Below are 20,184 nucleotides of genomic sequence, written 5' to 3'. Positions count from 1 at the left end.
GCGACCGCGCCCGTGTGGGTGACGGGGGCAGAATCGCATGGGTGCGGGAGTGGGGGGATTACTTCGTGCGGATTTTCTTTGATGCGGCAGTTGTCTCCCTCCCCCGTTGCGGGGAGGGATCAAGGGTGGGGGGTGCAACACGCTCCGGCGGTGCGTGGGACGGGGTGTGGCGCTATCGCTTCGGCCGAGCAGAAGCGGCCGCAACCCGGGAAACGAAATACCGACAAGGTGTTACCGCAAAGTCGCAGCAGCCTAGCTGACGACAGTAATCTTCTCGCTGGCGCGGGTGACGCCCGTGTAGAGCCAGCGTTGCCGGTCCTCGCGGAAAACATAGCTTTCGTCGAACAGGTAGACGTTGTCCCACTGGCTGCCCTGGGCTTTGTGCACAGTGAGGCAGTAGCCAAAGGTGAACTCGTCGTACTGGCGGCGTTCGGGCCAGCTCAGCTGATCTTCTTCGCCGGAAAAGAATGCGGCGTGGGTGACGACCTTGGCTTGGGTCACCTTGGCGCCGGTGACTTCGTCCGGATCGAGCGTCATCGAATAGCGGGCGTTGGAGCGCTTCTTGACTTCGGCGGCGGTCCAGATCTGGCCATTGAGCAGCTTCTTGATCGGGTTGTTGCGCAGGCAGACGAGGCGATCGCCGGAGACCGGTTCGTGCCGCGGGAGTTCCTTGATCTCGCGGATGCGGTCGTTGTAGGCGACGCGCGTCTTGTTGCGGCCGGCCAGCACCTGGTCGGCCTCCATCACCGCATCGCGGTCGACGTCGGAGCGTGGGATGACGAGGCTTTCGCCGTAGCGGCCGTGCTCGAGATAGCCGCCCTCGCGGATCTCCATCGACATGCGGATGATCGGATTGTCCGCCGCCTGCCGATGGATCTCGGTGAGCATGTAGTCGGGCTCGTCGGCAGTGAAGAAGCCGGCGCCCTGTACCGGCGGCAGCTGGAACGGATCGCCCAGCACCAGCACCTTGGTGCCGAAGCTGAGGAGGTCGCGGCCGAGCTGCTCGTCGACCATCGAGACTTCATCGATGACGATAAGGTCGGCGGTCAGCGCCTCGCTCTCGGGGTCGAGCGCGAATTTCGGCTCGCCGTCTTTTTCTGAGACCAGAGCGTAGATCAGCGAGTGGATGGTCGAGGCACCGCGGGCGCCATACTTGCGCATCACCATCGCTGCCTTGCCGGTAAAGGCGGCGTATTTCACCGACTTCACGCCTTGCGCGAGATGACGGGCGAGCGTCGACTTGCCGGTGCCGGCCCAGCCGAACAGGCGGAAGACCTGCTTGCCGTCCTTGTCCTTCAGCCAGCGCGACACCGCCTGCAGCGCTTCGTCCTGTTGCGGCGACCACTCCATCAGGCGATGCGCACCGTGACGGTTCCGATGCCGGCGATCGAGCCCTCGAGCAGGTCGCCTTTCGCTACGGCGGACACGCCGGCCGGAGTGCCGGTGAAGATCAGGTCGCCGGGGAAGAGTTCGAAGTACTTCGACAATTCGGCGATCACGTGGGCGACGTCCCAGGTCATGTCGGCGATGTCGGCCGACTGCCGGGTTTCGCCGTTGACGCGGAGTTCGATAGCACCTGTCAGGGGCGCAGCGATGCCCTTGGCCGGGACCAGCGTGCCGATGGGAGCCGAATGATCGAAGCCCTTTGCCACTTCCCAGGGTTTCGCGCCCTTCTTGGCCCAGGCCTGCAGGTCGCGGCGGGTGAGGTCGATGCCGACGGCATAGCCCCAGACGTGGCTCATCGCATCGGCGACGGCGATGTTCTTGCCGCCGGTGCCGATGGCGGCGACCAGCTCGATCTCGTGGTGGTAATTGTCGGTCTGCGGCGGATAGGGCGAATCCGCGCCGTTGATCACCAGCGCATCGGCGGGCTTGGAGAAGAAGAACGGTGGTTCGGCGTTGGGGTCATGCCCCATCTCGCGCGCATGCTCGGCATAGTTGCGGCCCACGCAGTAGATGCGGCGCACCGGATAGAGGCCACCACCGGCGACGGGGATGGCGGGCTGCGGCGGCGGCGCGATAACGTATTCGGACATCTCATTTCCCATCTTCAAGCGCGCCACACTAATCGAATCGGCCGTGGGACAAAATGAGAACTTTGCGGCCGTTCACGATACTGTCGAAAGCTCGACGCCCGGGATCACGCGTTGTCAGATCGCGATGCCACTTGACTTGCCGACCGGCGCGCGTTCGGGTCCGGCCGCTACAAGGAGCCGCAGTGAATGCAGATTGTCGACAACTTGATTGCGGGGCGCGAGTGCTTTGCGCTAGGGCTAGCTGAGTAGAGACGGAGCGACGGATGCGCTGGCAGAGAACCGTGACCATGGTCGAGGCGCATGCCGAGGGCGAGGTCGGCCGCGTCGTCACCGGTGGGGTGATCGACGTGCCCGGCGCGACCATCGCCGACAAGCTGCGGCATATCAACGAGGTGGACGACAGCCTCCGCCGCTTCCTGGTGTTCGAGCCGCGTGGCGCCGCGGCGATGAGCACCAACCTGATCTTTCCGCCCACCCGCCCGGATGCCGATATCGGCTTCCTCGTGCTGCAGGGTGACAAGGCGCACGCGATGAGCGGCTCGAACTCGATCTGCCTCACCACGGTGCTGCTCGAGACCGGCATGCTGCCGATGACCGAGCCCGAGACCATCGTGCGGATCGACACCGCCTCCGGGTTGGTCACGGCGCGCGCGCACTGCCGCAACGGCAAGTGCGAGCGCGTGACGCTGACCATGAACCCGTCTTTCGCCTACGATCTCGATGTGGTGGTCGAGGTCGAGGGGCTGGGCAAAGTGAAGGTCGATATCGGCTATGGCGGCATCTTCTATGGGCTGATCGACGCCGCGCAGCTGGGCCTCGAAATTCGGCCGGATATGGCGAAGCGCCTCGTCGAGGCTGGCACGGCGGTACATCGCGCCATCAACCAGAAGCTCGATATCCGGCATCCGGAGATCGAGGCGATCCGCGGCATCTCCTACACCATGTTCACCGGCCGCAATGCTGCGGGCGAACTGAAGGGCGCCACCATCCTGCCGCCCGGCCGCATCGACCGCTCGCCCTGCGGCACCGGCAATTCAGCGCGCCTTGCGGTGGCGGCGGCGCGCGGCGAAGCGAAGCTCGGCGACAAGTTCACCGCGCGCTCGATCATCGACTCGACCTTCGAGGTCTCCTATTCCGCCGACACGAGCGTCGCGGGCCGGCCGGCGATCATCCCGACCATTGCGGGGCGTGGCTGGATCCACGGTATCCACCAGGTGGGCTGGGACCCGTCCGACCCTTATCCGCATGGCTACTCCGTGGCCGACACCTGGGGCGACGCGTTCGATCTGTTGAACTGATGAAACCACTCGCTCAAGGCTCGACCATTGCCGTCATCGGCGGCGGCATCATCGGCACCAGCGCCGCCTATGTGCTCAACGAGCGCGGCTATCGCGTCACGCTCTACGATCGGGCGGAGCCCGGACGCACCGGGCCAAGCTTCGGCAACGCTGGACATGTCGTCGGCTCCGGCATTTTCCCGCTGGCAGAACCGGGGATCGCGCTCACCGGCCTGCGGATGCTCGCCGATCCCGAGGGGGCACTGAAGGTGCCGCCGGCTTATCTCGGCAAGATCACCCCGTGGCTCTGGCGCTTCTGGCGCGCCAGCTATGGCGATGCCTACGAGCGCGGCATCCAGGCGCTGATCGGCATGAACCGCGGCGCGGTCGAGGACACCGAGGCGCTGTGGGGCCGGGCAGGCATCGGCCACATGCTGAAGCGGGCGCCAGCGCTCTACCTCTATGAGAGCGAAGCCAGCTGGAACGCCTCGCGCTCGCACTGGAAGCGGCGGATCGCCGAGGGTTTTGCCTCGCACTTCGTCGACGGGGCAGCGATCCGCGAGCTCGAGCCGCACCTTGCGCCAATCTTCCCGCGCGGCGTGCTGTCGGACGACTGGGCCATCGTCACCGATCCATTCGAGGTGGTGACCGGCCTGTTCGAGGCTGGGCTGGCGCGCGGTATCACGCACCAGCGCGTCGAGGTGACGGCCGTCGCGCCGGCGGGCGAGGGCGTCGAGCTGGTCGCGGATGGTCGCGCAACGCCGTTCGACGCAGCGCTGATTGCTGCCGGCGTCTGGTCGCGGCCGCTGGCCGATGGGCTGGACGAGCACCTGCCGGTGGAGGCCGAACGCGGCTACAACCTGACCTTCCCCGGGCGACAGGCGGCCATCAACCGGCCGCTGGTGCTGAGCGACCGCGGCGTCGTGGCAACCTCGTTGACCCCAGGCCTGCGGCTCGGCGGCTGGACCGAACTGGGCGGCACTGAGCTGCCGCCGAACCCTTCGCGCTGGAAGAAAATGGCCGAGATCGCCGGCGCGGTGCTGCCCGAACTCGCCGGGGCAGAGGCCAACCCGTGGATGGGGCATCGGCCGTCAGTGCCGGATTCGGTGCCAGTGATCTCGCGCTCCGGCAGGCACCCGAACGTGTTCTATGCTGTCGGGCACGGTCACTACGGGCTGAGCCAGTCGGCCAAGACCGCCATCATGATCGGCGAACTCGTCGCGGACGCGGCCGACGAGCGCTATGCGGCGCATTCGATTTCGCGGTTCGCCTAGACCTCGATGTCGAACACCAACAGGCCGTCGCGACCGCCCTCGAGGGCGGCCACCAGCCGCGCGCCAGCCTCCTTGTGCTTGCCGTCGGCAAGGTAGGCATCGCGCGCCGCCACGTCTGGGAAATCCATGGTGAAGCCATCGACGAAGCCCTGGTGCAGGCCCTCGGGCGAGATATTCGGCCCGTAGCTCATGGCATCGAGCTCGAGATGCTCGCCGAGCGCCGCGAGCTGTTCATAGATGCCCCGCTTCTCGGCGTCAGGAACGTCGGCGCGAAACTTGACGAAGACACAGTGCCGGATGGTCATCAGTAGGTCGTCCTTCCGCCGCTGAGGTCGAATACCGAGGCAGTGGTGAAGCTGTTTTCCCTGCTCACCAGCCAGGCAACCATGTTGGCGAGTTCGTCCACCTCGAGGAAGCGGCCGCGCGGGATGCGGCTCAGCATGTACTCGATGAATTCCTTGCTGACGTCCTTGAGGATCGCCGTGTTGGCAACTGCCGGGGTGATGGCGTTGACCGCGATGTCGTATTTCGCAACTTCCTTGCCCAGCGCCTTCACCAGCCCGAGCACGCCGGATTTCGAGGCGGCATAGGCCGCAGCGTTGGGGTTGCCTTCCTTGCCGGCGACCGACGAGATGTTGACGATGCGGCCGTAATTGCGGGCCTTCATCGAGGGGATGACGACGCGGTTGACGTAGAACGTGCCGTTGAGGTTGACCTCGATGACCCTGCGCCATTCGTCGAGCCCATATTCGTCGAGCGGCGCGTTCTTGCCGGCGATACCGGCGGAGTTAAGGAGGATCGAGACCGGCCCGACCTCGCTCTCCACCGCGGCATGCGAGGCGGCGAGCCCATCATAATCGGTGACGTCGACGGTCTTGCTGGAGGCGCCGGCACCGAGCAGACCGACCGCAACCTTCAGCGCTTCGGCGTCGCGGTCCCAGAGGCTGACCTTGGCGCCGGAGGCGATGAAACGCTTGGCGCAGGCAAGGCCGAAGCCGGAGGCGCCGCCGGTGATCACGGCCACCTGCCCGTTCAGATCGATCTGATTCACTTGGGTTCCCTCGTTGCCGGTTTTGCCGGCCGTTTCCTCGTAACGAGAGCTAACATGTCAGTTGTGGTGAAACCAGTCATTCGCGCTCGCGTCAGTGCGACGATCAAGATGATTGCCGCACGAGGTGCTGTCGTGTGAGGGTTATTTCCGGCCGGCATTTCGAGAGCGGGGGGCCGCTCTCGGCTGGTCGATTTGAGGCGTCACGCGACATGGCCTACAAACCCTTCGATGCCGATGCGCTGATCGATGCTGCGGCGCCGCTGCTGCAACTGCGGATCGCCCCCGAGCATCGGGCCGGCATCAAGCTGAACCTGAAGACCGCATCGAAGATGGCGGCGCTGGTCGAGCAGGTAAAGCTCGATGACGACGCCGAACCCGCGCCGGTCTATCGCCCATGAAGGCCACCGCCGGCGCCGCCGAAATTGCCGAGGCCGTAAAGAGCGGCGCCACAACGGCGCGTGCCGTGACCGAGGCGGCGATCGCCCGCATCGAAAAGCACAACCCGATGCTGGGCGCCTTTACCGACGTAACAGCGGCGCGGGCGCTGGAGCAGGCCGAACTGATCGACGGCAAGATCAGGAACGCCATGGACCCCGGCCCACTCGCCGGTGTGCCGTTCGCGGTCAAGAACCTGTTCGACATCGAGGGCGTGGTGACGCGCGCCGGCTCGAAGATCAACCGCGACAACCCGCCAGCGACGCGCGACGCGACGTTGATCACTCGCATGGAGGCGGCGGGCGCCGTGCTACTCGGCGGGCTCAACATGGGCGAGTATGCCTATGACTTCACCGGCGAGAACGTCCACGACGGCCCGTCGCGCAACCCACACGCGCTGGACCGGATGTCGGGTGGATCCTCGGGCGGTTCGGCGAGCGCGGTGGCCGGCGGGCTGGTGCCGCTGAGCCTGGGCTCGGATACCAATGGCTCGATCCGCGTGCCGTCATCGCTCTGCGGGCTGTTCGGGCTGAAGCCGACGTATGGTCGGCTGAGCCGGGCGCACAGCTTTCCGTTCGTCGCCAGCCTCGATCATCTCGGCCCATTCGGCCGTTCGACCCGCGACCTGGCGCTGGCCTATGACGCGATGCAGGGGTTCGACGAGGCCGATCCGGCGCAATCGAAGCGGGCGAACGAACCGACGGTGGCGCGGTTGAAGAACCCGCTTCCGGGGCTCCGTATCGCCGTGGCCGGCGACTACTTCCTCGGCTCCAGCGAGGCGCAGGCGCATGTGCAGAAGGTGGCGAAGGCGCTCGAGGTGACCAAGACCGTCACCCTGCCCGACGCCCAGGCGGCACGAGCAGCGGCGTTCATCATCACCATGGCGGAAGGCGCGGCGTTGCATCTCGACCGGCTCCGGCAACGGCCGGACGACTTCGACCCCGAGGTGCGCGATCGCCTGCTCGCCGGTGCCATGCTGCCGGCGGTGTGGGTGGAGCGGGCGCAAAAGCTGCGCCGGGTGTTCCGCGAGAAAGTGCTGCGGCTGTTCGACGGCGTCGATGCCATCCTCGCGCCGTCCACGCCGATGAAGGCACCGCTGCTCGGCCAGAAGACCGCGATGTTCGGCGGCGTCGAGCTGCCGGTGCGGCCCAACATGGGCATCTTCACCCAGCCGATCTCGTTCATCGGCCTGCCGGTGGTTTCGGTGCCAGTGTGGCTCGATGGCGCGGACCTGCCGCTCGGCGTGCAGGTGATCGCGGCGCCTTGGCGCGAGGACGTCTGCCTCAGGATCGCCCATCAGCTGGAAACCGCCGGAGTGTGCCGGGCTCCTGTCGCCAAGGGCTTTGACGACGACTGACGGATGCGAAAACGCCGCGACCCCAAGGCCGCGGCGCTTGATCATTACACGTTATGGGACGCTTACGCGGTCCAGCCGCCATCGATGATGTGGGTCTGGCCGGTAGTGTAGGTCGCGCCAGCAAGGTAGACGGCGAGGTCGGCGACCTCTTCCGGCTGGGCGATGCGGCCGATCGGCTGGCGGGCGATGAAGGCTTTCTTGGCTGCCTCGAAATCCCCGGTGGCGTGCCAGCGCTCATGCAGCGACGGCGAATCCACGGTGCCGGGGCAGATGGCGTTCACCCGGATGCCCTTGGCGGTGTAGTCGGCGGCGATCGACTTGGTGAGCCCGACCACAGCGGCCTTCGAGATGGTGTAGGCGGCGCGGTTGGGGACGCCCTTCACCGACGAGGCAACGGTCGCCATGTTGATGATGCAGCCATCGGCGCGTTCCAGCATCTGCGGTAGCACGGCCTTGATGGCGCGGATCTGCGCCCAGACGTTGAGATCGAACGCAAACTCGAGGTCCTTGTCCGGCATCTCCATGACATTGCCCGAGTGCACCACGCCGGCGCAGTTGAACAGGATATCGATTTGGCCGATTTCGGCCACCGCCTTGTTCACTTCCTCGGTGCTGAGCACGTTGAGAACGCGGGTGGTGACACCCGGGGTGCCGTCGAGCTCTTTCAGCTTGGCGGCATTGATGTCGGTGGCGATGACCTTGGCGCCGGCCTTGACGAAGGCATGCACCGAGGCGAGGCCGATGCCCTGCGCTGCGGCAGTGATGAGGACGATCTTGCCGCTGATGTCGGCCATGGGGTTGCTCCAGTTCTTGCTTGTTGTCTCAGGCAGCGAGGTGCGCGTCCGGCGCGTGCCTAGCGGTGTAGATGGCGGTGGTCATGTTGCGTTCGACGCGGCCATCGAATTGCGTGGCTGCGATCTCGAAGAGGCCGTCGAGAAGGCGCACCCGTTCGAGCGCAGGCAGCGCCGTCACGTTGGAATAGGTGGAGTAGAGCGCGCGTACCCCTCCGGGGTCGAGGGCGTGCGTCCAGCGCAGGAACTGCGGCTCGTCTGCAACGAACCCTGCCGCGTCAAAATCTGCGAGACGGGCGTCGGCGTCGCTGGCGAACGAAAGTCTGCCCAAACCATTACCCGCGCTGACGCGGTGTCCTTCGAACAGGTGTGCTGTGGCCTCGTGGAACGGATCAGGACGGCCGGCGTCGCCAAAGTCGTTCCAGATTAGCGCCACGGCGCCATCATCTCGCAGCATGTCGCTGATGCCTTTGAGTGCCGGAACGGGGTCGAGCCAATGGAACGCGGTCGCACTGATCACTAGGTCGAAGGACGCGGGCCGCAGTTCCACATCCTCGAATGTCTCGTCGATCACCGTGAGGCGTGGATCGTCGGCGGCCTTGGTGAGAAAGCCGGCGAGGCGACGATCCGGCTCGATCGCCACCAGCCGCGCCGGATCATGTGCCAGCAGCGGCAGTGTCGCGAGGCCGGTGCCGGCGCCAATCTCGAGAATATCGATGCCGGCACGCAGGCCGGCCCCCTGCACGAGCGCCTCCCACGTCGCCTGCGGATAGGGCGGCCGGGCGCTGTGATAGTTCGCGGGGTCGGCGCCGAACGCTTCCCTGCCGAAGCTCCGCTCCAGGCTGGCTGGCTCGCTTCCAACAATCGGCACGGCGGCGCTCCTAGAGATGGATCGAATGCGAGCCTTCGACGGTCATCCGCTCGATGGCGTCCAGGTCCCATGCGATGCCGAGGCCCGGCTTCGAAGACGGGATCGCCTTACCATCCCGGATGGTCATCCGTTCAGTCGTCAATTCGTCTAGCTGCGGAATGTACTCGACCCAGCGGCCATTGGGGATGGCGGCACAGAGCCCGACATGCAGCTCCATGAGGAAATGCGGGCAGACGGCGATGTTGAAGGCCTCGGCCATGTGGGCGACCTTCAGCCACGGCGTGATGCCGCCGATGCGACCGACATCGACCTGGATGATCGAGCAGGCGTGGCGCTCGAGATACTCGCGGAAATGCATCGCCGAATAGAGGCTCTCGCCCACCGCGATCGGGATCGACGTGTGGTCGACCAGCCGCGCGTGGCCAGAAATGTCCTCGGCGGTCACCGGCTCCTCGAACCAGCCGATATCGAGCGGTTCGTAGGCGCGTGCCCGGCGGATCGCCTCGTCGACATTGAAGCGCTGGTTGGCGTCGGTGAAGATCTCGAAACCGGGCCCCACCGCCTCGCGTACCGCGGAGATACGCCGCACGTCCTCGTGGATCGGCCGCCCCACCTTCAGCTTGCAGCCGCCAAATCCGTCGGCCTTGGCGCGCAGCGCATCCTCGATCAGGGCTGCTTCCTCGAGATGCAGCCACCCGCCCTCGGTGGTGTAGAGCGGGATGGCATCCTGTGCACCGCCGGCAAGGATGTGCAACGGCAGCCCGAGTCTCCGCGCCTTCAAATCCCAAAGCGCCGTATCGATCGCAGCCAGTGCGATGGAGGTGATGGCGCCCGTGGTGGTGGCGTGGGTGAGGAAGAGCAGGTCGCGCCAGATCCTTTCGATCTCCAGCGCCTCGCGGCCAACGATTGCGGGGACCAGCGTGCGCTTCAGCAGCTCAATGACCGAATGCCCGCCGGTGCCGATCGTGTAGCTATAGCCGGTGCCGGTGACCCCGTCGCTGTCCGTGATCCGGACTATCGGGGTTTCCTGCGAAACGAAGGACTGGATGGCGTCGACCCGCTTCACCTTGGGGACGAGGTCGACCATCAGCACTTCGACCCGCGCGATCCGCGCCATGGTTCCCTCCAGCAGTCTCGCGCACCGGCTGAATCCGGCTTGTTGTGCATATGTGAAAAGACTATTCGTGAGTAAGCACGAGGGGTTTGCGGCGTCAATCGCGCCGAACGGAGGGGGCATGGTTCAGGTCGAAGATCTGGAGAAGTACCGCGCGCCCGCCCTCGACAAGGGCCTCGATATCCTCGAACTGCTGGCGGCCACCGAAGAAAGCCTCAGCCAGGCCGAGATCGCCAAGGCGCTCGACCGGTCGCCCAACGAGATCTATCGCATGCTTGACCGGCTGGTGCATCGCGGCTTCGTCCGCCGCACCCCGGCCGATCGCTACGAGGTGACGCTGAAGCTGTTCGAGCTTGCCCACGCGCGGCCACCGCTGCAGCGGCTGCTGAGCCAGGCCATGCCGGTGATGCGCCGCTTCGCCCGCGATGCCGAGCAGGCCTGCCATCTCGCCACCTACGATCGCGGCAACCTGGTGGTGGCGGCGCAGGTCGATGGGCCGGGCTACTGGAATGTGTCAGTGCGAGTCGGCTCGCGCATCAGCCTGATCAATACCGGTTCGGGGCACGTGCTTCTCGCCTTCGCTGCTGCCGACGAGCGGCGCCTGATGCTCGACGAGCAGGACCAGCCGGAGCAACTGACCCCGGCCCTGGAGGAGCGCCTGACGCGGGTGCGTCAGCAAGGGTTCGAGAACATGCAGAGCCTGCAGATCGCGGGCGTGAACAACCTCTCCGTGCCGATCCTCGGGCCGATGGGCCGGGTGCTCGCGGTGTTCACCTGCCCCTATTCGGAGCGGCTCGACGTCAAGACCGCGCCCAGTGGCGACGTAGTGCTGCAGATGCTGATCGCCAGCGGCCAGGAGATTTCGCAACGGCGCGGGTGATCAATAAGCGGCACCTGCCGCACGGCATATTTGAGGAGGATATTGCAAATGAAGCGTTATGGGGCGGTGCTGGGGCTGAAGCCCGAGGCGGTAGCCGACTATGTGCGGGTGCATGCCGCGGTGTGGCCGGATGTGCTGAAGCAGATCAGGAACTCCAACATCCGCAACTACTCGATCTTCCTGAAGCAGCCGGAAAACCTGCTGTTCTCGTATTTCGAGTATGTCGGCACCGACTACGAGGCCGACATGGCGGCGATGGCTGCCGACCCGGTGACCCAGGAGTGGTGGTCGGTCTGCATGCCGATGCAGCAGCCACTCGAGACCCGCAAGGACGGCGAATGGTGGGCCTCGGTGGACGAGGTGTTCCACACCGATTGAGCCGGCACCGGCAGCAGCCCATCGTTTGACTGTACCGAACTTCCTGATACAAACGCCCTCTGCGTTTTTGGGGGGCGCCACGACTCATGAGCCGCAACTTCCTGCTTATCGACCCTGAGGAGAGGCCCGAGGTGCTGAAGGCGCTGGCCTCCGAAGTGCGCGTGGCCATCCTCAAGCTCCTCCACATCGAAGGGGCGATGAACGTCAATGACATCGCCGCCAAGCTCCAGCAGCCGCAATCGACGGTCAGCTCGAACATGCAGACGCTGGTCGAGGCCGGGCTGGTGCGCACCGAGACCCAGAAGGCACGCAAGGGCAACCAGAAGATCTGCCACAGCCTGTTCGACGAAGTGCTGGTGATGTTCAAGGAAGACATCCGCCCGCTCAAGGCCAATGTCATCGAAGTGGCGATGCCGCTGGGGCTCTATACCAGCTGCGAAGTCTCGGCGCCGTGCGGGTTGTGCTCCACCGAGGGGATCATCGGGCTGCTCGACGTGCCCGACACTTTCCTCGATCCCGAGCGCATGAAAACCGGCCTGATCTGGTTCACGCGCGGCTATGTCGAGTACCAGTTCCCCAACAATGCAAGGCTGGCGCAGCAGAAGATCAACTCGATGGAGTTTTCCATCGAACTGAGCTCCGAGGTGCCGGGCACCAGCGCCGACTGGCCATCGGACATCACCGTCGGGGTCAACGGCCAGGACATCGGCACGTGGACCTCGCCCGGCGATTTCGGCGACAAGCGTGGCGTCTACACCCCGGATTGGTGGAAGCTGAAGGGCAGCCAGTACGGCAAGCTGAAGAGCTTCCGCGTCAACGGCTCGGGCACCTATGTCGATGGCATGAAGATCTCGCCGGTGTCGCTGAAGGACCTCGATCTCGATACCCACCACTCGATCCGGCTCAGGATCGGGGTGAAGGAGGATGCCAAGCACCCGGGCGGCATCAACATCTTCGGCCGTGGCTTCGGCAACTACGATCAGGACATCGTGCTCCGGATCGAGACCGAATAGCAGGCTTTCGACTGGCCTAAACCGGCCCAAAGTCCACGCCTGGACCGTGAACTTCTGCCGGTGGCTCTGCCCCCTTGACGCGTCGCCGTCGGTTCCATATCAAGCTAGACGATATAAATCACCAAAACGGGTGACATAGGAGGAGCCGATGCGGGCGACGGTCACGGCGCACAAGGACTACACCATTTCGAAGATCGACGATCGCGTCTATGGCGCGTTCCTCGAACACCTCGGGCGCGCCATCTACACCGGCATCTACGAGCCCGGCCACGAGACCGCCGACAAGAACGGCATGCGTGGCGACGTCGCCCAGCTGGTGCGCGAGCTGAAGGTGCCGATGGTCCGCTATCCGGGTGGCAACTTCGTTTCGGCCTATAACTGGGAAGACGGTGTCGGCCCGCGCGAGCAGCGCCCGACCCGCCTCGATCTCGCCTGGCACACCTCGGACAGCAACGCCGTGGGCGTCCACGAATTCGCCGACTGGTGCGACCTCGTCGACACCGAGATGATGCTCGCCATCAACCTCGGCTCGCGCGGCCTCGACGACGCCCGCAACTTCCTCGAATACGTCAACGGCCCGACCGGTTCGTACTGGGGGGACCTCCGCAAGAAGAACGGCCGCGCCGACCCGTTCAACGTCAAGCTCTGGTGCCTCGGCAACGAGATGGACGGCCCCTGGCAGGTCGGCCACAAGACCGCGCACGAGTACGGCCGGCTGGCCAATGAAGTCGCCAAGACCATGCGCGCCTTCGACAAGAAGCTCGAGCTGATCGTCTGCGGTTCGTCCCACGCCAACATGCCGACCTATCCCGATTGGGAACGCGAGGTGCTCGAGCACACCTACGACAACGTCGACCACATCTCGCTGCACATGTACTTCGCCAACCGCGAAAACGAGCAGGCCCTGCTCGACGGCGCCGGCCCGGACGTGCTGGCCAAGAACAGCGCCAACTACCTGGCGCTCAACGAAAAGCTCGACGGCTACATCGCGACGGTCGCCTCGACCATCAACTTCGTGAAGGCGAAGAAGCGTTCGAAGCACAACGTCTATATCAGCTTCGACGAGTGGAACGTCTGGTACCACTCCAACAAGCAGGACCGCGTCATCCTCGACGGCAATGGCGGCTGGCCGCATGCGCCGCGCCTGCTCGAAGACATCTACAACTTCGAGGACGTGCTGCAGGTCGGCCTGATCCTCAACACCTTCATCCGCCGTTCCGACGTGGTGAAGCTCGCCTGTATTGCGCAGCTGGTGAACGTGATCGCGCCGATCATGACCGACCCCAAAGGGCAGGCCTGGCGGCAGACCATCTACTACCCCTACTACTTCGCCTCGGTGTTCGGCCGTGGCACGACGCTGCAGCTCAATGTTAAGTCGCCCGGCTACGACTCCGTGCATGGCGACAATATCGGCTATGTCGACGTCTCGGGCGTCCACAACGAGGAAGACGGCACCATCAGCTTCTTCGCGGTGAACCGCCACGCCACGGAATCGATCGATGTGGACCTGAGCCTCGAAGGCTTCGGCGCTGCGACCGTGATCGACCACCAGGTGATGACCCACGAGAATCTGCGCGCGGTGAACACTGCGACCGCCCAGACCAACGTCGCCCCGGCCAAGGGTTCGGGCGCCAAGGTCGACGGCAAGACGTTGAGCGTGAAGCTGGCGCCCTACTCGTACCAGATGATCCGCGTGAAGGTCTGACCCGACCCGGCTTTTGGTCTAGCTTTTCTGGGGGTCCTCCCGGAAAATGTCCTCCGACGCGCTCTCCCGGCGCGCCGGAGGGCGGCAATTTCGCGGGCCCGTCGAGGTGCCGCGTTGCCGAAATTCTCCGCCAACCTGTCGTTCCTCTATCCCGAGCTGCCGTTCCTCGACCGCTTTGCCGCGGCCGCGGCTGATGGCTTTCGGGCGGTGGAATATGCGGTGCCCTATGTGGCGGAGGTCGAGGAACTGGCAGCGCTGCTCGCCGCGCACGGCCTCGAACAGGCGCTGTTCAACATGCCGGCGGGTGACTGGGACGGTGGCGAGCGGGGCATCGCCTGCCATCCGGATCGGGTGGACGAGTTTCGTGCTGGTGTCGACGTGGCGCTCAGCTATGCGCGGGTGCTCGGCTGCCCCAGGGTGAACTGCCTTGCGGGGATCGTGCCGGCGGGTGTTCCGACTGAGGCGCTGGAGGCGACCTTCGTCGCGAACCTCCGGTACGCCGCGCCACGTTTCGCCGCGGCCGGGGTGCAGTTGCTGGTCGAGCCGATCAACACCCGCGATATTCCCGGGTTCTATCTGTCGACCGAGCGCCACGCCGAGCGGGTGCTGGATGCGGTGGGTTCGAACAACCTGTTGATCCAGTACGACATCTACCACCAGCAGGTGACGGCCGGCGACCTCGTGCCGACCTTTGAGAGGCTCAAGCACCGGATCGGCCACATCCAGATCGCCGATACGCCCGGCCGGCATGAGCCGGGCACCGGCGAGATCAACTATGGCTTCGTGCTCTCCGAGCTCGACCGTCTGGGCTATGGCGGCTGGGTCGGCTGCGAGTACCGCCCGCTGGCCGGGACCAGCGAGGGGCTCGGCTGGATGACGTCCTACCGCTGAACCATGTCCCGAGTTGCCCCGGCCTAGCCCCCGAGTTGCCCCCTCCTGCCCCGAGTGACCAGCTACGACACGGGCGGCGGCCCTCCTAGTCTCGACCCGGTTGGCCGGACGTGGGTAGCTGGGGATGCATCAGTCGAAGGGGGCAGCGCGGCGCGCGTTCGCCGTGGCGATCGCGATTGAGCTGTCGCTTGGAGTGGCGTTGGCGCCGGTGCGGGCGGCCGACGTCGACATCGCCGCCAATGTCACGACCGGGGTGAACCTCAACCTCTATGCCGGCACGACCGTCGACATCCTCTCCGGCGTGTCGGTCAGCGGCGCACCGGCCGTCGGCGGGACCGGAACCTGGACGCTCAGCAACAATGGCAGCGTCAGCGGACAGATCAAGCTCGACGGCGCCGGCTCCAGCGTCACCAATCTGGGCACGCTCACCGGCGGCAACGCCATCACCTTGGTCGGCGGCGGCACGGTGGTCAACGCGCAGGGCGCGACGATAAATGCCACCAGCAGCGCCATCAGCATCGGCAAGTTCCCGAGCGGCGGGAACCCGGGAGTCGGTCCCGGGATCGTGACCAACTCCGGCACCATCACCCAGGTCGTCTCTGGCGGCGACCTGGTGCTGCTGCAGTTCGGCGGCTCCGTCACCAATACGGCGACCGGCGTCATCACCGGCAACAGCGCCGGCAATGCGGTGTCGATCGGGCAGGGCACGGAGCGCACCGTCATCAACTCGGGCAGCATCATCAACACCCGGCTCACCGGCTTCTCGACCGGCGTATTCGTGCAGGGCGGACCGAGCACCATCACCAACGCGGCCGGCGCCGTCATCAAGGGCGGCTACAACGGCGTCTATGCCAGCGCCACCGCGATCCTGACCTTCACCAATGCCGGCACCATCGAGTCGACCGGCAGCAACGCCAACTCCAAGGCCGTGGAGGCGACCGGCGGCGGCACCTTCCTCAATTCAGGCACCATCAAGTCGGCGGCGGGCGATGGACTCTATCTCGCCCGCGCGGGGACAGTGACCAATTCGGGCACCATCACCGGTGCGCTCAACGCCATCAATTTCAGCGGCAACTATGCCCGGACCCTCAACCTCGACACCGGTTCGGTGCTGAATGGGCTGGTGCAGGGCGGCACCGGCACGGACAACCTGGTGCTGCTGGGCAGCGGCAGCGAGAGCCTCGCGAAATTCCTCAGTTTCGAGACGTTCTCGATGCAGGGCGGCGCCTGGAGCATCAGCAATGCCGGTGCCTTCACCACCAGTGCCGAGGTGCAGGCGGGCGTGCTGAACGTGCAGGGCACGCTGACCAGCCCGAGCATCGACATTCGTGCCTTAGGGACTGTGAAGGGCATGGGGACGCTGGTCGGCGCGGTGAAGAATGCCGGCACAATGGACCTGACGGCTGGCACGCTCAACGTTACCGTCACCTATGGCAACGAGGGCGGCAGCACCTTCAGGGTCGGAGTCACCCCGGCGGCCGTTGCCGGGAAGCTCGCCGTTTCAGGCGTCGCGACGCTGAGCGGCGGCACGGTGAGCGTCATCACCGGTTCCGGCTCCTACGCACTCGGCAGCGGCTATCAGATCCTCACCGCTGGGGGCGTTGCGGGCGGCTTCACCGCCGTATCACGAACCTCCCCGCGATCGCCGAAACGCCAAACCAGTTCGCCACCGCCACGACGCTGCAGGCCATGCCGGCGACCCCGGTGTTCGACGCCGTAGTGCCGTTGAGCGCGGCGGATGCGTTGGAGGCGTTCGATGACCTCTCGGGCGAGATCCATGCTTCAACGCTGCGGGTGCTGCTCGACGCCAGCCGGCATCCGCGCGACGCAGTCTTCGATCGGGTCGATGCGGCGTTCGCGGCGATTGCCGAAAGCCAGGTCGGCGCACGCAACATCTGGGTCCGCGGCTATGGCGCCGGCGGTGGAGGGCGACGGCAATGCCGCCGGTTTGGACTACGGCACGGGCGGGTTGCTGGTTGGCGTCGATGGAGTGGTGAGCCGCGAGGTATTCCTGGGCGTGCTGGCCGGCACCGGCGCGGACGCGATCCGGATACCGGAGCGGGACTCGCAGGCCGAGGCGGTGAGCTACCAGCTTGGCATCTATGGCGGTGCGGCGCTGGGCGAGGTGCGTGTGGCATTTGGCGCGACCATGGCCTCGCACCAGGTGTCGGTGACCCGCATGCCTGATTTTGTCGGCTTCAGTGAGACGCTGACCGCGGATTACACCACCACCACGGCGCAGCTGTTTGGCGAACTCGGCTACGCGTTCGAACTCGGCGAGGCGACGCTGACGCCGTTCGTGCGCGCGGCACTGATCGGGCAATCGGGCGGCAGCTTCCGTGAGAGCGGTGGCGACGCGGCGCTTGCCGGCGCCTCGGGCGATCTTGGCGCTGCGGTGCTGATCGCCGGGCTGAAGGCGGCCCAGGATTTTACGCTCGGCGACGGGGTGGTGGTGCACGCCAGGGGGATGGTCGGGATGCAGCACATGGCAGGCGACCAGCCGTCGGCGACGCACGGCTTCGACAGAGGTTCGCCGTTCACGGTGACGGGGGCGGGGATCGGCGATACCGCCTTGCTGCTGGATGCAGGGTTAGGCACCGAGCTCGCACCTGGGGTGAGCCTTGATCTCGGCTATCAGGGGCAGTTCGGCGGCGAGGCCTCGGCGCATGCGGTGAAGTTCACGTTGTCGGGCAAATTCTAGGGACGGCTTGCACCGGTGCGAGCTGACCGCCCTCCTGTCCCCTTAGGGGTCGGGTCGGCACGCATCGCGAGGTGGTTTGTTTCCTGTTTGTTCCTGTGGTAAGGTTCCATCGAACGAAGGAACTGACCGATGGCCAATCGAGGCGGAAGCGCCGATCTGCCGCTGCATGGCGGGCGGGTGCCGAAATGGCTGAGCGAGCGGATGGCGCGGCTCGGGGCGGTGATCTGCCAGGCGATCGTCATGGAATATGGCCGGGACGAGCTGCTGAGCCGGCTGGCGCATCCATTCTGGTTCCAGTCGTTCGGCGCCGTCATGGGCATGGACTGGCACTCCTCGGGCATCACGACCAGCGTCATCGGCGCGCTGAAGGGCGGGTTGCGGCCGCTGGAGCGCGAACTTGGGCTGCATGTCTGCGGCGGGCGCGGGCGGCATTCGCGCAAGACCCCTGATGAACTGGTGGCGATCGGCAACCGCGTCGGCTTCGATGGCGCGGCGCTGGCCAAGGCAAGCCGGCTGGTGGCGAAGGTCGACAGCGCCGCGGTGCAGGACGGGTTCGAGCTCTACCTCCACGGCTTCATCGTTGCCGATGATGGGCATTGGGTGGTGGTGCAGCAGGGGATGAAGGGCGATGCCAAGACCGCGCGGCGCTATCACTGGCGCTCCGAGGGGTTGCGCAGCTTTGTCGAGCAGCCGCATGCGGCGATCGAGGGGGCGGGCCAGGGGACGATCGTTAACCTGACCGACGTGCGGGCGGCGCGCTCGCGGACCTCGCAGGTTGATATCCTGGGCGGCATGGGGCCGGATGCCATCGTGCGAGAGGTCGGCCGTATCGAGGGGATCGCCGAGCCGGCGCCGGTGGCGGATGACCAGCTGATGCTGCCGCACCTGGTGATGCCGGAGCATCACGATATCCGCCCCAAGGACGTGATGCTGCGCCGGCTGCACGGCAGCCTCGCCGCGGCGGCCGACCGCGCACCCACCGATTTCACCGAACTGCTGCTGGTGCCGGGCGTCGGCGCGCGCACCGTGCGGGCGCTGGCGCAGGTGGCCGAAGTGGTGCACGGCGCGCCGCACCGCTTCGCCGATCCTGCCCGCTTTGCCATGGCGCATGGCGGCAAGGACGGCCATCCCTTCCCGGTGCCGCTCAAGGTCTACGACGAGACCATCCGCGTGCTGAAGTCAGCGGTGGGCAAGGCGAGGCTCGGCCGCGACGAGGAGCTCGATGCGATCAAGCGCCTCGACCGCCAGTCGCGCCAGCTCGAAGCCGGCGCCACCGGCCCTAGCTTCCACGAGTTCATCGCCGAAGAACGCCGTCGCGCCCCGGAATATGGCGGGCGAACGGTGATGGACGACCTGCCGAACGCCTATGCCCGCGCCAAGATGCGGTCTGAGCTAGAAGAGGAAGGACGAGGTGGCCTTGAAGCCGCGGGCCGCCGTATCCGGGTCGCTTGAATAGACGAACTCCTCGTAGCTCAACCGCAGCGCAACGGACGGACTAAGCGACAGGCCGAGTGTTGCCCCGAGCGCAAGCGTCTCCAGTGCGTCACCCTGCGCGACGCCGTCGAATGAGGTCTCACCGCCGGCGATGTAGGCACCGTCGAGGGAAGCCCACACGGTCGGGCTGAAGTTGCGGGTGATATGGCCCTCGAGCCCCCATATCGGCTCCTGGCTGGTCACAGTGATCGGGCCGGGCGTATCCTCGTTGTCACCGAAGATCTGCACGAACGGGACGATTTCGAACGTCATCAGCTCGGGGTCGATCATCGAGTCTGCTAGCACGTAGCTGATCGGCACGCTGGCCTGCAGCGACCACCGGTTTTGTCCCAGGTTCACGAACTGGTCCGAGTCATAGGCACCGGTCGGCAGGAACAGCTTTGCGGCAAGGTTGGCGCGAAAACCTGGCTTGTACTGGACGAAATCCATCGGCGAGAGCGATGGCGACCCGACGAGCCCCAACACGCCGCCCACGAAGAGATCGCCCTGGACGAGGCCAGTGCTCTGCTCGATGACGCCCCCCATGAGGGAGCCGGACAAGCCGCCAATCGGCATGCCGATCAGAATGGCGCCAGCGTTTCCGAACACGTTGATCGACTGCCGATACGATGGCGTCACGACGCCCACGTCGTACACGCCAGAGGGAAGTTCCGTGTGCAGGCCCGTCGCAGTCAAGCTGATGATGTCGGTGCCTTCAGGAAGCAGATGATAGGCACGCGCTCCATCCTGAGAGAGCGCACCGGTGATCATCAAGAATGATGCCACCACGAATGCAATTGATCTCGCGAGCACGATTTCCCTCCACAGCCCAAGCGGATGTACAGTGCACCGGCCGCGAAGGAGTACCAAAGAGATTCTCCACGTTCCACAGGCGCAGCGGCGTAGGAGTGGCACGATGTCCACAACAACCGTTCAG

At 65.7% G+C, this 20,184-nt stretch carries 20 protein-coding genes; 12 read left to right on the top strand and 8 right to left on the bottom strand.

All coding sequences use genetic code 11. The annotated features are described in order from the left end of the window. Positions 1-252 precede the first annotated feature (252 nt). Both AC1DWU_RS21105 and AC1DWU_RS21100 read right to left on the bottom strand, forming a co-directional pair. A complete protein-coding gene (locus AC1DWU_RS21105; protein ID WP_477151974.1) occupies positions 253-1,350 on the bottom strand; it encodes an ATP-dependent DNA helicase in 1,098 nt (365 codons plus the stop codon). Continuing rightward, the gene (locus tag AC1DWU_RS21100) at positions 1,350-2,036 is read right to left on the bottom strand and encodes a fumarylacetoacetate hydrolase family protein (protein WP_477151973.1); all 687 of its coding nucleotides are present in this window, start codon (positions 2,034-2,036) and stop codon (positions 1,350-1,352) included. Before AC1DWU_RS21100 ends, AC1DWU_RS21105 begins: the two co-directional genes overlap by 1 nt. A gap of 263 nt (positions 2,037-2,299) precedes the next feature. Here AC1DWU_RS21100 and AC1DWU_RS21095 point away from each other — a divergent pair, with 263 nt between their 5' ends. Both AC1DWU_RS21095 and AC1DWU_RS21090 read left to right on the top strand, forming a co-directional pair. Further along, entirely contained in the window at positions 2,300-3,334 is a 1,035-nt protein-coding gene (locus AC1DWU_RS21095; protein ID WP_477151972.1) for a proline racemase family protein, read from the top strand. Then, the gene (locus tag AC1DWU_RS21090; RefSeq protein WP_477151971.1) at positions 3,334-4,587 is read left to right on the top strand and encodes an NAD(P)/FAD-dependent oxidoreductase; all 1,254 of its coding nucleotides are present in this window, start codon (positions 3,334-3,336) and stop codon (positions 4,585-4,587) included. Before AC1DWU_RS21095 ends, AC1DWU_RS21090 begins: the two co-directional genes overlap by 1 nt. On the opposite strand, the gene AC1DWU_RS21085 is transcribed toward AC1DWU_RS21090, so the two are convergent. Together AC1DWU_RS21085 and AC1DWU_RS21080 are read right to left on the bottom strand one after the other, a co-directional pair. Further along, on the bottom strand, positions 4,584-4,892 hold the full coding sequence (locus AC1DWU_RS21085; RefSeq protein WP_477151970.1) for a Dabb family protein: 309 nt from the start codon (positions 4,890-4,892) through the stop codon (positions 4,584-4,586). The genes AC1DWU_RS21090 and AC1DWU_RS21085 overlap by 4 nt on opposite strands. Further along, positions 4,892-5,638: an SDR family NAD(P)-dependent oxidoreductase gene (locus AC1DWU_RS21080; protein ID WP_477151969.1), complete on the bottom strand. Its 747-nt coding sequence runs from the start codon at positions 5,636-5,638 to the stop codon at positions 4,892-4,894. The genes AC1DWU_RS21085 and AC1DWU_RS21080 overlap by 1 nt, the downstream gene beginning before the upstream one ends. Before the next feature lie 209 nt (positions 5,639-5,847). On the opposite strand from AC1DWU_RS21080, the gene AC1DWU_RS21075 reads away from it, so the two are divergent. Together AC1DWU_RS21075 and AC1DWU_RS21070 are read left to right on the top strand one after the other, a co-directional pair. Beyond that, positions 5,848-6,036 carry a DUF4089 domain-containing protein gene (locus tag AC1DWU_RS21075; RefSeq protein WP_477151968.1) on the top strand — a complete coding sequence of 63 codons (189 nt, stop codon included), beginning with the start codon at positions 5,848-5,850 and terminating at the stop codon, positions 6,034-6,036. Next, entirely contained in the window at positions 6,033-7,430 is a 1,398-nt protein-coding gene (locus AC1DWU_RS21070) for an AtzE family amidohydrolase (protein WP_477151967.1), read from the top strand. The genes AC1DWU_RS21075 and AC1DWU_RS21070 overlap by 4 nt, the downstream gene beginning before the upstream one ends. Positions 7,431-7,492: 62 nt before the next feature. On the opposite strand, the gene AC1DWU_RS21065 is transcribed toward AC1DWU_RS21070, so the two are convergent. From AC1DWU_RS21065 to AC1DWU_RS21055, 3 genes are read right to left on the bottom strand one after another with little or no spacing between them, the layout of a single operon-like run. Continuing rightward, positions 7,493-8,224, bottom strand: a complete 732-nt coding sequence (locus AC1DWU_RS21065; protein ID WP_477151966.1) for an SDR family oxidoreductase — start codon at positions 8,222-8,224, stop codon at positions 7,493-7,495. Between the two features lie 28 nt (positions 8,225-8,252). After that, the gene (locus tag AC1DWU_RS21060) at positions 8,253-9,092 is read right to left on the bottom strand and encodes a class I SAM-dependent methyltransferase (RefSeq protein WP_477151965.1); all 840 of its coding nucleotides are present in this window, start codon (positions 9,090-9,092) and stop codon (positions 8,253-8,255) included. Between the two features lie 10 nt (positions 9,093-9,102). Further along, positions 9,103-10,209, bottom strand: coding sequence for a mandelate racemase/muconate lactonizing enzyme family protein (locus AC1DWU_RS21055; protein WP_477151964.1), 1,107 nt, complete (start codon positions 10,207-10,209; stop codon positions 9,103-9,105). A 118-nt stretch (positions 10,210-10,327) separates the two neighbouring features. On the opposite strand from AC1DWU_RS21055, the gene AC1DWU_RS21050 reads away from it, so the two are divergent. From AC1DWU_RS21050 to AC1DWU_RS21015, 8 genes are all read left to right on the top strand, one after another. After that, a complete protein-coding gene (locus AC1DWU_RS21050) occupies positions 10,328-11,086 on the top strand; it encodes an IclR family transcriptional regulator (protein WP_477151963.1) in 759 nt (252 codons plus the stop codon). Between the two features lie 48 nt (positions 11,087-11,134). Beyond that, complete coding sequence (locus AC1DWU_RS21045) at positions 11,135-11,464, top strand: L-rhamnose mutarotase (protein WP_477151962.1); 330 nt, start codon at positions 11,135-11,137, stop codon at positions 11,462-11,464. Between the two features lie 86 nt (positions 11,465-11,550). Next, positions 11,551-12,477 (top strand): ArsR/SmtB family transcription factor, encoded by a 927-nt coding sequence (locus tag AC1DWU_RS21040; RefSeq protein WP_477151961.1) that lies wholly within the window; start codon positions 11,551-11,553, stop codon positions 12,475-12,477. A gap of 148 nt (positions 12,478-12,625) precedes the next feature. Then, the gene (gene arfA, locus AC1DWU_RS21035) at positions 12,626-14,182 is read left to right on the top strand and encodes an arabinosylfuranosidase ArfA (RefSeq protein ID WP_477151960.1); all 1,557 of its coding nucleotides are present in this window, start codon (positions 12,626-12,628) and stop codon (positions 14,180-14,182) included. A 114-nt stretch (positions 14,183-14,296) separates the two neighbouring features. Beyond that, positions 14,297-15,073: a hydroxypyruvate isomerase gene (gene hyi, locus AC1DWU_RS21030; RefSeq protein ID WP_477151959.1), complete on the top strand. Its 777-nt coding sequence runs from the start codon at positions 14,297-14,299 to the stop codon at positions 15,071-15,073. Between the two features lie 124 nt (positions 15,074-15,197). Then, positions 15,198-16,793 carry an autotransporter outer membrane beta-barrel domain-containing protein gene (locus tag AC1DWU_RS21025; protein WP_477151958.1) on the top strand — a complete coding sequence of 532 codons (1,596 nt, stop codon included), beginning with the start codon at positions 15,198-15,200 and terminating at the stop codon, positions 16,791-16,793. A 189-nt stretch (positions 16,794-16,982) separates the two neighbouring features. Then, positions 16,983-17,774: an autotransporter outer membrane beta-barrel domain-containing protein gene (locus tag AC1DWU_RS21020; RefSeq protein WP_477151957.1), complete on the top strand. Its 792-nt coding sequence runs from the start codon at positions 16,983-16,985 to the stop codon at positions 17,772-17,774. Positions 17,775-17,903: 129 nt separating this feature from the next. Beyond that, positions 17,904-19,226 (top strand): DUF763 domain-containing protein, encoded by a 1,323-nt coding sequence (locus AC1DWU_RS21015; protein ID WP_477151956.1) that lies wholly within the window; start codon positions 17,904-17,906, stop codon positions 19,224-19,226. On the opposite strand, the gene AC1DWU_RS21010 is transcribed toward AC1DWU_RS21015, so the two are convergent. After that, positions 19,167-20,060 carry a transporter gene (locus AC1DWU_RS21010; RefSeq protein WP_477151955.1) on the bottom strand — a complete coding sequence of 298 codons (894 nt, stop codon included), beginning with the start codon at positions 20,058-20,060 and terminating at the stop codon, positions 19,167-19,169. The two genes, AC1DWU_RS21015 and AC1DWU_RS21010, sit on opposite strands and share 60 nt — an antisense overlap. Positions 20,061-20,184 lie beyond the last annotated feature (124 nt).

The organism is Devosia sp. P2_G7, assembly GCF_056403495.1.
The sequence above is the reverse complement of the archived record's forward strand: the minus strand, read 5'-3'. Positions and strand labels throughout refer to the sequence as shown.